General features: G+C 45.5%; 16 protein-coding genes. 7 read left to right on the forward strand and 9 right to left on the reverse strand.

The window, feature by feature from the left end:
* Positions 1-83: 83 nt before the first annotated feature.
* The gene (gene sodA / locus NYE62_RS13075; RefSeq protein ID WP_003153025.1) at positions 84-689 is read right to left on the reverse strand and encodes a superoxide dismutase SodA; all 606 of its coding nucleotides are present in this window, start codon (positions 687-689) and stop codon (positions 84-86) included.
* Positions 690-858: 169 nt separating this feature from the next.
* Positions 859-1,341, reverse strand: a complete 483-nt coding sequence (locus NYE62_RS13080) for a DUF456 domain-containing protein (protein ID WP_015387996.1) — start codon at positions 1,339-1,341, stop codon at positions 859-861.
* Between the two features lie 161 nt (positions 1,342-1,502).
* On the opposite strand from NYE62_RS13080, the gene NYE62_RS13085 reads away from it, so the two are divergent.
* From NYE62_RS13085 to ispG, 3 genes are all read left to right on the forward strand, one after another.
* On the forward strand, positions 1,503-2,264 hold the full coding sequence (locus NYE62_RS13085) for a DUF1189 domain-containing protein (protein ID WP_012118003.1): 762 nt from the start codon (positions 1,503-1,505) through the stop codon (positions 2,262-2,264).
* Positions 2,265-2,355: 91 nt separating this feature from the next.
* On the forward strand, positions 2,356-2,658 hold the full coding sequence (locus NYE62_RS13090) for a LysM domain-containing protein (protein ID WP_342496988.1): 303 nt from the start codon (positions 2,356-2,358) through the stop codon (positions 2,656-2,658).
* A 132-nt stretch (positions 2,659-2,790) separates the two neighbouring features.
* Positions 2,791-3,909: a flavodoxin-dependent (E)-4-hydroxy-3-methylbut-2-enyl-diphosphate synthase gene (gene ispG / locus NYE62_RS13095; protein ID WP_169510269.1), complete on the forward strand. Its 1,119-nt coding sequence runs from the start codon at positions 2,791-2,793 to the stop codon at positions 3,907-3,909.
* A gap of 33 nt (positions 3,910-3,942) precedes the next feature.
* Here ispG and NYE62_RS13100 read toward each other — a convergent pair whose 3' ends face one another.
* On the reverse strand, positions 3,943-4,320 hold the full coding sequence (locus NYE62_RS13100) for a DUF308 domain-containing protein (protein WP_087920773.1): 378 nt from the start codon (positions 4,318-4,320) through the stop codon (positions 3,943-3,945).
* A gap of 133 nt (positions 4,321-4,453) precedes the next feature.
* On the opposite strand from NYE62_RS13100, the gene NYE62_RS13105 reads away from it, so the two are divergent.
* Positions 4,454-5,035 carry a hypothetical protein gene (locus NYE62_RS13105; protein ID WP_342496989.1) on the forward strand — a complete coding sequence of 194 codons (582 nt, stop codon included), beginning with the start codon at positions 4,454-4,456 and terminating at the stop codon, positions 5,033-5,035.
* Positions 5,036-5,064: 29 nt separating this feature from the next.
* Here NYE62_RS13105 and NYE62_RS13110 read toward each other — a convergent pair whose 3' ends face one another.
* On the reverse strand, positions 5,065-5,475 hold the full coding sequence (locus NYE62_RS13110; RefSeq protein WP_003153018.1) for a Fur family transcriptional regulator: 411 nt from the start codon (positions 5,473-5,475) through the stop codon (positions 5,065-5,067).
* Positions 5,476-5,598: 123 nt separating this feature from the next.
* Positions 5,599-6,480 carry a YitT family protein gene (locus tag NYE62_RS13115; protein WP_007408296.1) on the reverse strand — a complete coding sequence of 294 codons (882 nt, stop codon included), beginning with the start codon at positions 6,478-6,480 and terminating at the stop codon, positions 5,599-5,601.
* A gap of 118 nt (positions 6,481-6,598) precedes the next feature.
* On the opposite strand from NYE62_RS13115, the gene NYE62_RS13120 reads away from it, so the two are divergent.
* Positions 6,599-6,853 carry a DUF2624 domain-containing protein gene (locus NYE62_RS13120; protein ID WP_003153013.1) on the forward strand — a complete coding sequence of 85 codons (255 nt, stop codon included), beginning with the start codon at positions 6,599-6,601 and terminating at the stop codon, positions 6,851-6,853.
* Between the two features lie 32 nt (positions 6,854-6,885).
* On the opposite strand, the gene NYE62_RS13125 is transcribed toward NYE62_RS13120, so the two are convergent.
* Positions 6,886-7,779 (reverse strand): deoxyribonuclease IV, encoded by an 894-nt coding sequence (locus tag NYE62_RS13125; RefSeq protein ID WP_014418398.1) that lies wholly within the window; start codon positions 7,777-7,779, stop codon positions 6,886-6,888.
* Between the two features lie 10 nt (positions 7,780-7,789).
* Complete coding sequence (locus NYE62_RS13130; protein WP_003153010.1) at positions 7,790-9,106, reverse strand: DEAD/DEAH box helicase; 1,317 nt, start codon at positions 9,104-9,106, stop codon at positions 7,790-7,792.
* Positions 9,107-9,271: 165 nt separating this feature from the next.
* On the opposite strand from NYE62_RS13130, the gene vrrA reads away from it, so the two are divergent.
* The gene (gene vrrA, locus NYE62_RS13135; protein ID WP_342496990.1) at positions 9,272-9,964 is read left to right on the forward strand and encodes a VrrA/YqfQ family protein; all 693 of its coding nucleotides are present in this window, start codon (positions 9,272-9,274) and stop codon (positions 9,962-9,964) included.
* A gap of 122 nt (positions 9,965-10,086) precedes the next feature.
* The gene (locus tag NYE62_RS13140) at positions 10,087-11,031 is read left to right on the forward strand and encodes a 4-hydroxy-3-methylbut-2-enyl diphosphate reductase (RefSeq protein ID WP_012118007.1); all 945 of its coding nucleotides are present in this window, start codon (positions 10,087-10,089) and stop codon (positions 11,029-11,031) included.
* Between the two features lie 19 nt (positions 11,032-11,050).
* Here NYE62_RS13140 and NYE62_RS13145 read toward each other — a convergent pair whose 3' ends face one another.
* On the reverse strand, positions 11,051-12,172 hold the full coding sequence (locus tag NYE62_RS13145) for a Nif3-like dinuclear metal center hexameric protein (protein ID WP_015240228.1): 1,122 nt from the start codon (positions 12,170-12,172) through the stop codon (positions 11,051-11,053).
* On the reverse strand, positions 12,165-12,869 hold the full coding sequence (locus NYE62_RS13150) for a tRNA (adenine(22)-N(1))-methyltransferase TrmK (RefSeq protein ID WP_144664016.1): 705 nt from the start codon (positions 12,867-12,869) through the stop codon (positions 12,165-12,167). The genes NYE62_RS13145 and NYE62_RS13150 overlap by 8 nt, the downstream gene beginning before the upstream one ends.
* Positions 12,870-12,921 lie beyond the last annotated feature (52 nt).

A 12,921-nucleotide genomic window follows, 5' to 3' on the forward strand; every position in this document is an offset into this window, starting at 1 on the left:
CTCAAACTGAGATATGTAAAAGGAATCAAAGTCAATAAAAAAACAAGGCCTCCCGCGGGAGACCTTGTGATCATTCAACTCAATTATTTTGCTTCGCTGTAAAGACGGGCAACTTCATCCCAGTTCACAACATTCCAGAAAGCTGAAATGTAATCAGGACGGCGGTTTTGGTAGTTCAGGTAGTACGCGTGCTCCCAAACATCAAGACCGAGAACAGGTGTTTTACCTTCTGAAAGCGGTGAATCTTGGTTTGGCGTGCTTGTAATTTCAAGTTTGCCGTTGTTTACAACGAGCCAAGCCCAGCCTGAACCGAAACGGCCTGCAGCTGCTGCGGCGAATTTTTCTTTAAATTGATCGAAGCTTCCGAACGTGCTTTTGATCTCTTCAGCAAGCTCACCAGTCGGTTCGCCTCCGCCGTTCGGAGATAAAAGAGTCCAGAATAAAGAGTGGTTTGCATGTCCGCCGCCATTGTTGCGGACTGCCGTGCGGATGTCCTCCGGCACTGCGTTCAAATCAGCAACAAGCTCATCTACAGATTTCTCTGCAAGCGCAGATCCTTCGATCGCTTTGTTGAGGTTTGTCACGTATGTGTTATGGTGCTTCGTATGGTGAATCGTCATCGTTTCCTTATCGATATGAGGTTCTAAAGCATCATAAGCGTAAGGCAATTCTGGAAGTTTGTAAGCCATAATTTTTTCCTCCTTTAAATATATGTACTGAAATGCCGCTTAACGCGAACTTTTCTAATCTCAATGTAACAAAAGAAAGCGTGGTAATCAATGAAAAAGCTCACAATCCGGCGATTCCAGCAGACATATTACACTTTATCCGTTCACGGCCGAAATTAAACCTTTCTAACTAAAGCACCGTCCATAAGAAATATCCGATCATAAAGAGCTGAATGACGCCTTTTGCCGCCACGCTTGTTAAAAAGCCGATTAACGAGCCGAGCCCCACTTTTGCCGCGGACTTGATATCCTTTTGATGAACAAACACCTCAGCGCAGACAGCACCGATAAACGGGCCTAATATAATGCCTGCCACGGGAATAACGAAGGGCCCAATCAATAATCCGATCGTGCTTCCCCAGATTGCCGCCCTGCTTCCTCCGTACCTTTTAACGCCAAGTAAATTTGACACATAATCAGCTGCGAATAAAACCGCCGCAAATACCGCCTCAATGAGCCAAAACAGGTAAGAATAAGGACTGAAGGAAAACAAAAATCCGTAGAGAAGAAAACCGGCCACAATAAAAATAACGCTTGGAATCACCGGATATACAAGCCCGATAAAAGCAATGACGAAGACCGCAATGATAATCAGCCAATACAAAACACTCATGACAAAAACACCCTCCTTTGTTTTGCGGGAGATCACCGCTTCCCACTTTATCTTATTATGTATGATTCCTTATCACCGCTTTAAATACTCTCACTTGTGTTCATCCCCTGTGAACGATACAATAAGCAACATATACCAGTTTAGGCTAGGAAGTGAAGATGTTGAACATATTTACGGCTTTATTGAAAAGTACATACTCTCCGGCAGATATTGCAAAAACACGGTTTCAGGGGATAGGAAAAGCGATCCTTTATGTCTTTTTGCTGTCTGTCCTTTTTACGCTGCCAAGCGCTTATTACCTTTGCTCCGGCACCGTAAACTCAATGAACGGTTTCAAAACCGTGTTAAAGAAAGATTTCCCTGATTTCAGCATTTCAAACGGAGAATTGCAGACGAAAGCGTCCGCCTCTAAGGAAACGGAAGCGAACGGGTTCGTCATCGTGTTTGATCCGACAGATGCTTACGGCGCTAAACAAATAGCGGCGAAACAAAATGCGATCGGCATTTTGAAAAATAAAATGGTGCTTGCTGTAGACGGACAAGCGACAGAAATGAATTATTCGCTGATGCCAGCTGATATCACAAAAAAAGAAATCATATCAGCATTAAACCAAAATAAAACGATGATCGTCACCGTCCTGTCCGTTTTGCTGTTCATCATGACAGCGGCCGGAAAATTTATTGAAGTATCATTTCTCGCCGTCATCGGCCTGATATTGAAAAATGCGCAAAGAAAGACATTAAATTACCAGCAGCTCTGGAAGCTTTCGGCTTATTCCATTACACTTTCGACCATATTCTTTACAATCATGCGCGCGCTTGTTATTACAGTGCCGAGTGAATTTTTAGTGAATTGGTTTGTAAACTTTATCATCCTTTTCCTCGTCTTAAAAGAGATACCGCCAAGAAAAACAGCTGTGTAACAAAGACTGCCCCCGGCGGTCTTCTTTTTTGTCATGAACAAAATGGGACAAGCATACAATGAAGTAAAAATGTATGCGGGAGGCGGTTGGAATGAAGCGGCTTACTTTTGTATTCGGCAGTTTATTTGTGATATTCATTATCTTTTACGATCTTAAAATCGGCACGATCCCTTCTCAAGACCTTCCAGCATACACAGCTGCTGCACAGCCAGCCCGACAGGAATCTTCATACAGAACGGTTACGGTCAAAAAAGGCGATACGGTGATGTCGATAGTCGGCGCACATAAAGCGCCAGATGATATTGCACAAGATTTTGAAGCGCTGAATCCGAATGTAAAAGCAAACGCCATTCAGGCAGGCACCGCTTATAAATTCCCCGTCTACCGCAATTAAACGTTAATTTCTTGTCAGTTCGGCAAATACACTGTTACAATATAACATGTAAATAGAAGTTGCCTGACATGTAAAAGGCTCAGCCTGCAAAAGCGGTAACTACAATTAAGGAGCGATTGACAAGTGAGTGAAATCACACATCGTACAAAAACGCGTCCCGTCAAAGTGGGACCTTTAACAATAGGCGGAAATAACGAAGTCGTCATTCAGAGTATGACGACGACCAAAACACACGACGTAGAAGCAACAGTTGCGGAAATCAACCGTTTAGCCGAAGCCGGCTGCCAAATTGTCCGGGTGGCATGTCCGGACGAACGCGCCGCTAACGCGATTGCCGACATCAAAAAACAAATTTCCATCCCTCTCGTTGTCGATATTCATTTTGACTACAAGCTTGCATTAAAAGCAATTGAGGGCGGGGCCGACAAAATCAGAATCAACCCGGGAAACATCGGCCGCCGCGAAAAAGTGGAAGCCGTCGTAAAAGCAGCGAAAGAAAAAGGAATTCCGATCCGGATCGGCGTAAACGCGGGTTCTTTGGAAAAACGCATTTTAGAAAAATACGGCTATCCGACTGCTGACGGAATGGTTGAGAGTGCGCTTCATCATATCAAAATCCTGGAAGACCTTGACTTTCACGACATCATCGTCAGCATGAAAGCGTCTGACGTCAATCTAGCCATAGAAGCATACGAAAAAGCATCAAAAGCATTTGATTATCCGCTCCACCTCGGAATTACAGAATCGGGCACGCTGTTTGCCGGAACGGTAAAAAGCGCGGCCGGACTCGGAGCGATTTTAAGCAAAGGAATCGGAAACACGCTCCGGATCTCTCTGAGCGCCGACCCGGTTGAAGAAGTAAAAGTAGCCAGAGAACTGCTGAAATCATTCGGTCTTGCTTCAAACGCGGCTACGCTTATTTCATGCCCGACATGCGGACGGATCGAAATTGATCTCATCAGCATCGCAAATGAAGTGGAAGAATACATTTCTAAAGTCAAAGCGCCGATTAAAGTAGCCGTTCTCGGATGTGCCGTTAACGGACCGGGCGAAGCAAGAGAAGCTGATATCGGGATTGCCGGCGCGCGCGGCGAAGGACTTCTTTTCCGCAAAGGCCAAATCGTCCGCAAAGTCCCTGAAGAAACCATGGTCGAAGAGCTGAAAAAAGAAATCGATAAGCTGGCAGAAGAACACTACGCAAAGCTTGAAGCGGAAAAAGCAAAAGCAGAACAAGAAACACAAAAAGCTTGACGGATATTCCGCCAAGCTTTTTTTTGCGTTGTGTTAAAAAAACGGTGTAATGAAGATGCCGAGCACAAGGGAAACAATACCGATTCCCATCGCCCATCCGCCTAAAGCGCCTGCTCCTCTTCTTCTGGCGATATAGCCGACGATAATGCCGCATGCCCCTAATAAAACAGGGAGCACAAACAGGGAAATGATAGAAATAGCCAATGCTGCATACCCTATCCCCCGGCCTTCACTTACTCCGTCCCGATTATCATCACGGTCTGCTGCCCGGTCAGAAGCACGATATGGCTCTGAGATTTCGGCCGCTGTTTCTTCTGAATAAACATCACGCGTGATATCGGTTCCTTCCGATCCATGATCCACGTAGTAGTCGTTGCCTTTTCGATTTTCGTAATCGTATGCCACCTTCAATTCCCCCTTTTTCTTTTATGAAAGGAGCTTTTTTAGTTTCCGCGTTTTTTACGGATTCATGTTTGCTAAACTTTTCTGGTATTGTTAATTGTTTATGTTACACTTGAAGGGATGAATTTATAGGAGTGTGGACATGTTACGGTTAGGTATAGATATTGACGGCACAGTTACGGCACAGGATACATTTGTCCCTTATTTAAACCGCTCATTTCATCTTTCCATTACCTTGGATGATATGACTGATTATGATCTGACGAAGCTTTTGAACATTACAGACGAGGAATTTTGGGAATGGATGAACGTTCATGAAGCAGCCATATATAAAGAAGCGAAGCTCGCGGAATTTGCCAAGCAGGCACTGGACGGACTGAAAGAAGAGCACCGTCTGATCTACATTACGGCAAGACGCGGCCACTTAGAAGATGTTACGCTGGACTGGTTTGCAAACCGGGACATTCATTACGATCACATTGAGCTTGTCGGAGGCCATCACAAAGTGGAAGCCGTCAAAAAACACGGCATTGATTTATTTTTCGAAGATCACCACGGCAATGCGACAATGATCGCAAAAGAAGCAGACATTCCGGTTATCCTTTTTAACTCCCCATATAATCAGCTCCCCATCGATTCCAATATTATCAGGGTGCAGAATTGGCTTGAAGCCGTCGCCTGGATTAATAAAAACAAACATAGCTTTCAGCATGTCAAAAGCTGAAAAAACCTCCTGTATAAGCAGGAGGTTTTTTATCGGCACGCCGGACAGGTGCCGTAAATTTCAAACTTATGGCCGCTGATTTCATACCCTTCCAAATCATCGTGCAGCTTATCCATCGGACAGGACTCAATTTCCTTCGTTTTCCCGCAGGTTAAACAGATAAAATGGTGATGATGATGGGTATAAGAGCATGTAAAACGAAACAGTTTTTCTCCGGAAAGCTCCGTCGTTTCCAAAATGCCGAGTTCTTCATATAACGAAAGATTTCTGTATATGGTATCAAAGCTCAGACCCGGATAGTCGTCATTTAATGCGGCAAGCACGTTTTTGGCGGTCAGATATTTATCAGAATCAGCAAAAAGCTGCAGCATGTCTTCTCGCTTACTCGTATATTTATACCCTTTTTCTTTCAGCAGGTTCAACGCTTCTTGTACGTTCATGAGGACCTCCCCTTTACAACACGGTATCGCTCCAAAAAGAAAATGGCAGCTGTCTGAACAGCAGGCCATTTTCTTATGATGTATCAAATTATACCTATAAAATGATGAAAAGTAAATGAAAGCCTAGTGAATCGCGGTTTTGAACTTACCGCCCCTCGTTTCATGGGTATTCATGATCGTAATAAAGGCGTTTTTATCAATTTCAAACACAATGGATTTCAATTTAGTCACTTCAAGCCTTGTCACGACCGCGTAAATGACTTCTTTGGTTTCATCCGTATATCCGCCTTTTCCCTGAAGCTTAGTAGTTCCCCGTCCAAGCCGGTGCAATATAGCATCTGAGATCTCAGCATATTGCTCTGCAACAATAATGACCGCTTTTGTTTCATCAAGCCCCTGGATGACGGCGTCAATCGTTTTCATGGCAATATAATAAGTCATGAAAGAATACATTGCCTGCTCCGGACCGAACACAAAACCGGCCCAAATGAAAATAAACACATTGATGAGCATAACGAATTCCCCGACTGAAAAGGGCAGCTTTTTCGTGAGAAGGATACCGAGGATTTCAGTACCGTCCATCGAGCCTCCGTTTCGGATGACAAGGCCTACCCCGAAACCGAGCAAAAGCCCCCCGAATACCGTCGCCAAAATAGGCTGGGTCGTAATGGCCTCCACATGGTGCAATGAGGATTCAATCAGCGCTAAACCGACGATTCCGATAACAGTAGAGATGAGAAATGTTTTTCCGATATATTTATATCCGAAAATCATAAATGGAATGTTGAGTAACACAACGAATAAGGCAAAATTGAGGAGGGGATTGGACATAAAGAGGTGGTCTAAAATTAATGAAACACCGATAATGCCTCCGTCGATAAAATTATTAGGGACCAGAAACAATTCAATACTTACGGCGGCTGAACCCGCCCCGATCAGAATCATAATGACCCTGAAGATAAAGTGTAAAAATGATTCTCTTTTATGCTGTTTATTTGGGGTCATAAAATCTCCTTTCCTATAATAACTATTTTAAACAGTAAGCAACTTTATTTTACCATTAAAAGCTGTAACATTTTAATGATCTGCTCAATACATTATGTCTAAAGAGGTGAAAGTATCGATGATTTTAATACAAAGAATTATTTTGCAGCGGCTCAATCAAGTCACTGCGGACGATCTGCTGAAATATTCCAAGCAATACGGAATCAGCATTACAAGAAGTCAAGCGGCTGAGGTAGCGGCTCTGATGCACGGAAAAAACATCAATATTTTTGATGAACAGGAGCGGCTGCGCCTCCTGAAAAAAGTGGAAACGATAACCTCAAAAGAAACGGCGCGGAAAGTTGACGAACTTTTCAATCAATTCTCAGGATAAGAAAGGAGGGACACCCGCCCCTCCTTTCTTTCTTATTGAGCTGATATTTTTTCAAGAAGCTCCTTATCAAACTGCTTTTCTTTCAGCATTTCGATTTCAAAACGGTACGGCGGCTTCTTATTTTTCTTGTCTTCGCCTACATACGGTGTTTCGAGGATTTTCGGAATATCGGCAAGCTGCTCGTGATGAACGATGTACTGCAGAGCGTCAAAACCGATCTCTCCGAACCCGATATTTTCATGGCGGTCTTTCCGGGCGCCTTTGATATTTTTACTGTCGTTCACATGAAGGACTTTTATCCGATCGATGCCGACGATTTTATCAAACTCGTTAAGAACACCGTCAAAATCATTAGCGACATCATACCCGGCGTCATGGGTGTGGCAAGTGTCAAAGCAGACGGATAGATGTTCATTATGCGTGACTCCCGCAATGATCTCGGCCAGCTCTTCAAAGCTTCTCCCGCATTCTGATCCTTTGCCCGCCATTGTCTCCAGCGCAATCTGCACGTTTTGCCCGGGAACAATCACTTCGTTTAAACCTTCAATAATTTTTTTGATGCCCGTCTCAGCCCCGGCTCCGACATGCGCTCCTGGATGAAGCACGATCTGTTTCGCGCCGATCGCTGCCGTTCTTTCAATTTCAGAACGCAGAAAATCAACGCCCAGCTCAAACGTTGCCGGATTTGTCGTATTTCCGATGTTAATGATGTACGGCGCATGCACGACAATCTCGTCGATGCCGTTTTCCTTCATATGGGCGCGGCCCGCTTCGATATTCAAGTCTTCAATTTTTTTGCGGCGCGTGTTTTGGGGAGCGCCCGTATAGATCATAAATGTATTCGCCCCGTACGAAACAGCTTCCTTGCTTGCGGCAAGGAGCATATGTTTTCCGCTCATTGAGACGTGTGAACCTATTTTCAGCAACCCGATTCCCCTACTTTCCTTTGTTAGATTTGTTTCTTCTCTGCTTTCTTTTTATCTTTTCCATTTCGTAGCTCATTTTCTTTTTATAGCCCGGCTTCACTTTTTTCGGTTTTTTCACGAGGCGCTTCGCCATTTGGTCGGCCTCATTCTCCGATTTTTTGCGTTTTTTGCGGCGGTGGCGGTCATCGCCTTTCTTCCATTCGCCGTTTACAAGCTCCGCATAGTCAAACACAATGCCCATCTTTTCGAGTCTTACGAGCGCATCTTCGTCAGAAAGCTCATAAATGGTCAGTGCTTGGCCTGATGAACCTGCGCGTGCAGTTCTTCCGACACGGTGAACATAAAAATCCAGATCGTCCGGAAGCTCGTAGTTGATGACGTGGCTTACGCCTTTAATGTCAATTCCTCTTGCCGCAAGGTCTGTTGCAATGACATAAGTAAATTCCAGATCATTAATCTGCTTCATTACCTTCTTACGCTCACGCGGCGTTAATCCCCCGTGCAGAAGACCGATCCTCATGCCCTTTTCAGTCAGGTATTTCGCAATATGGTCAGCCGTGTTTTTCGTATTTGCAAACACAATGCCCAGATAAGGATTCAGATGAGACATCATATCAAAAAGCAGTTTGTCTTTATCACGCTGTTTAGAAGGAACCAACACATGTTCAATCTTTTCGGCTGTGATTCTTTTCGGCTCAACATGCGCGTACTTCGGATTTTCCATATACTTTTTCAAAAACGGCTTCAGCTTTTCCGGAATCGTAGCTGAGAACACAAGCATCTGCAGTTCTTCCGGCATACGCGATCCGATGTAATCAACGTCTTCTAAAAAGCCCATATCAAGCATCAGATCAGCTTCGTCAATGACGAGAGACTGCGCTTTATAGACGTTCAATGCCTGCGCCTTAATCAGATCCGCGATCCGGCCCGGCGTTCCGACGACGAGATGAGGCTGTGTTTTCAGCTTATCAATTGATTTTTGCTTGTCCGTCCCGCCGATGAAGCATTTTGTCCGGATCGGCTCATCTTCCGCACCCTGTGTGATTTTGAGCGCTTCCTGATGAATCTGATTGGCAAGCTCTCTCGTCGGCGCCGTGATAACAGCCTGTACCGTATCAGAACCCGGATCAATCCGATTCAAAATTGGCAATAAATAGGCGTGAGTTTTCCCCGTCCCCGTCTGGGACTGCCCGATCACGCTTTCGTTTTTCAGTACGGCAGGTATCAGACGCTTTTGAATATCTGTCGGTTCATAAAAACCAAGGCGGTGAACTGCATCTATAATAAACGGTTTTAAGTTGTATCCATCAAATTTAGTTTCTTTCATTTTTCCCAGCTCCTTAAAGCGGCACATTCTGTGTCCATCATCACATTATAACCGATTTTACTTAAAAACACCATGTCTTGGGGGAATCCTGTTTTCGAGACAGAAAAGCAAATGCCCCCTCCGATGCATATTGTAATAGCAGAGAGACAGAAAGGAGGTACAAGTATGTTTCCACAGCAGCCGATGAGAAATATGGCGCAGCAGGGCCGGCCGTTTATGAATCCGCGTATGATGATGGGAGGAAGACCGTCATTGCCGGGACGGCAGCTGATGCAGCAGGGACGGCAGCTTTTCCCTCAGCAGCAGATTGCCGGAGCGGGCCTGAGAAACGCAGGCACGGGCGGAGGGGGCTTAAAAGGGATGCTTTCCCGTTTTTTACCCGGTTCAGGAGGAGGAAGCGCTGCCGCGTCGGCACCGGCGGCGGCCAGCGGAGGAGCAGGTGCAGGACTGCAGGGAATACAGAACCTGGCAAGTCCGGCATCCCTGTCGAGCATGCTCGGCAACGTTCAGAAGGTGCTCGGCGTGGCGCAGCAGGTTACGCCGATGATCCAGCAGTACGGTCCTTTAGTACGGAGTCTGCCCGCCATGATGAAGCTTTACAGCCAATTAAGCAGCAGTGATGACGAGAATGAATCTGACGAGACGAAAGAAACAGACGAACAGGACAAAAAGGATGAAGCTGAAAAAACAGATGAAACAGAAGACGAAAACAAATCAGACGCCTCATCCAAAACATCAAAGAAGACGTCTGAAAAAGCATCCGCTTCAAAAGAAAAAGACGCCGCACAGGCGGACTCAGCGGAACAGCCGCGTCCAAAAAGAACATCGGGCAGATCAAAGCCGAAATTATATATTTAACATTCTTTGATATCTCACGAAAGATTAGCTATAATGAGATCAGAAGAATGCAAGATTTGAGCCGTTTAACTACGGCTTTTTATATTGCCTCTACACTCACTTTTGATAGGAGGACATCTACATTGGACGTTATCAAAATATCGCCGCGCGGCTACTGTTACGGCGTTGTTGATGCCATGGTCATAGCCAAAAACGCGTCACTCGATAAAACACTGCCAAGACCTATATATATACTGGGAATGATTGTTCATAATAAGCATGTCACAGATGCGTTTGAAGAAGACGGCATTTACACGCTTGACGGCACAAACCGTCTGGAGATTTTAAAGCAGGTGGAAAAAGGAACCGTTATTTTCACGGCTCACGGGGTATCTCCGGAAGTAAGAAAAGCCGCTGAGGAAAAAGGGCTTGTTACGATTGACGCCACATGCCCGGACGTCACGAAAACACATGACTTAATCCGAAAAGTAAAAGCTGAAGGTTATCACGTCATATACATCGGTAAAAAAGGCCACCCCGAGCCTGAAGGAGCCGTCGGCGTCGCTCCTGAAATCGTTCATCTCGTTGAAACAGAGGAAGACGTGAGAAATCTCGATATTCAGGCTGAGAAATTAATCGTTACAAACCAAACGACAATGTCCCAGTGGGACGTCCACGATATTATGGAATCAGTCAAAGAAAAGTACCCGTACGTGGAATACCATCAGGAAATCTGCCTGGCCACACAGGTTCGTCAAGAAGCTGTATCAGAGCAGGCAAAAAAAGCGGACTTAACCATTGTTGTCGGTGACCCGAAAAGCAATAACTCCAACAGACTGGCGCAAGTGTCAGAAGAAATCGCCGGAACAAAAGCCTACCGAATCGGAGACATCAGTGAACTGAAGCTCGAATGGCTGAAAGACGTCAATACCGTCGCCGTTACCGCAGGCGCATCAACACCGACACCGATTACAAAGGAAGTCATCCGCTTTTTAGAGCAGTTTGACCACAACGATGAATCGACATGGCAGCTTGAACACAGTGTGCCGCTTAAAAAAATCCTTCCGAAAGTAAAAATAAAAAACTGAGGCCCGGGGCCTCAGTTTTTTATAAGAAGGTAAATGGGTTTGTATCTGTTTCAGAAGCGAAAATGCGCACATCATAGTTTTTCTCCCCGGCCATTGCCGTAAGCTTCTCAGCCGTGCCTTTTCTCATGATCTTTTCAGCATAATGCCCCGGATCCACAACGTTTAATCCCATCATCATCGCATCATGCGCTACATGGAAATAAAGATCGCCCGTCACGTAAACATCTGCACCCTTCCGCTTTGCCTGATAAATATATTTATTTCCGTCACCGCCAAGAACCGCGACTTTTTTCACCTTGCTGTTTCGCTCTCCGACCATCCGGACTCCGTTAACGTCAAACTTTTCTTTCACAAACAGCGCAAACTCTTCAAGCGTCATGTCTTGCTGAAGTTTTCCGATGCGGCCGAGCCCTTTTTCAAGCGGAGACTGCTCCACTGGATAAATATCATATGCCACCTCTTCATACGGATGGCTTTTTTTCAGCGCTTTTACGACGGTTTTCTCCATACTTGCCGGAAAAACGGTCTCAAGTCTCACTTCATGGACGAGCTCCAGCTCTCCCGTCTGTCCGATAAACGGTTCTGCCCCGTCCAGCGGCTTAAAGCTGCCGATTCCCTCAGAGGAGAACGCGCAATGGCTGTAATTGCCGATATGTCCCGCTCCGGCGTTGCCAAGTGCGGTTCTTACAGCTTCTTCATAGTCTTTCGGAACATATACGGCAAGCTTTTTCAACGGGTCCGAATATGTCGGGACGAGCACTTCTGTGTCTGTCAGGCCGAGAGCTTCGGCAAGCAGGTCATTCACACCGCCGTCCGCTACATCAAGATTCGTATGAGCCGCATATACGGCAATATCATGCTTTATACATTTCTCAATCAGTCTTCCGCCAGGCTGATCAGTGGTGATCTGTTTAAGCGGCCGAAAAATCGGCGGATGGTGGGCGATAATTAAGTCAACTTTTTTCTCAATGGCTTCATCTACCGTTTGTTCCAGAACATCCAGTGTCACCATGACATTTTTCACCGGCTTATTCAATGTACCGATCTGCAGGCCGATTTTATCTCCTTCCACCGCAAAAGCCTTCGGTGAAAATTGTTCAAACAGCTGGATGATTTCCTGTCCGTTTACATGTTTAGGCATGTCCGATTACCTCCTTCAGCAGAGAAATCCGCTCTTTCAATTCAGCTAATTTTTCATGACTTTCATGCTTTGCGCTGCGGCTGATCTGTTCATAAATTTGTTCAGTATGCTTAAGTTCCTGGCTCCATTTCCGAAGAAACACTTCATTCCTCTCTTTTAATAAAAACGGACCCGCAAGCATTCCGGCAGCCATCGGCACGTCCCGATACGGCGCATCACGGTCGCCAGTTTCCGCAACGAGGATCTCATAACACTTTCCGTCTTCTTCGAGAATCACTTCATCAATCAATTCATAGCCTTCCTGATACAGCCACTCTCTTATATGAACGGCATGAATATTCGGCTGCAGAATCAGCCGTTCACGCCCCGTCAATTTCGTTTTTCCGGACTCCAAAATATGAGCGATCAGCGCTCCGCCCATGCCAGCGATTGTAATGGCGCCGGCTTCTCCTTTTTTAAGGACGCTCAGCCCGTCACCTTTCCTTACGGAGATAAGAGTGCTTAAGTCCAGTTTTTCCACCTGCTGTTTGGCGGATAGAAACGGTCCGTCTGTAATTTCACCGGCGATTGCCCGGCTTGCCAAATGATTCAAAACGGCATAGCAAGGAAGATACGCGTGGTCCGACCCGATATCAGCAACCAGGGCACCCGGAGGGATATATTCCGCCACAGACTGCAATCTTTTAGATAACTTCATTTCATTCACAATATCACAACTTTTCTCAGGTTCTTTTTCCTTTACTATCATA

The organism is Bacillus sp. FSL K6-2861 (assembly GCF_038630725.1).
GTDB classification, from domain to species: Bacteria; Bacillota; Bacilli; order Bacillales; family Bacillaceae; genus Bacillus; species Bacillus velezensis.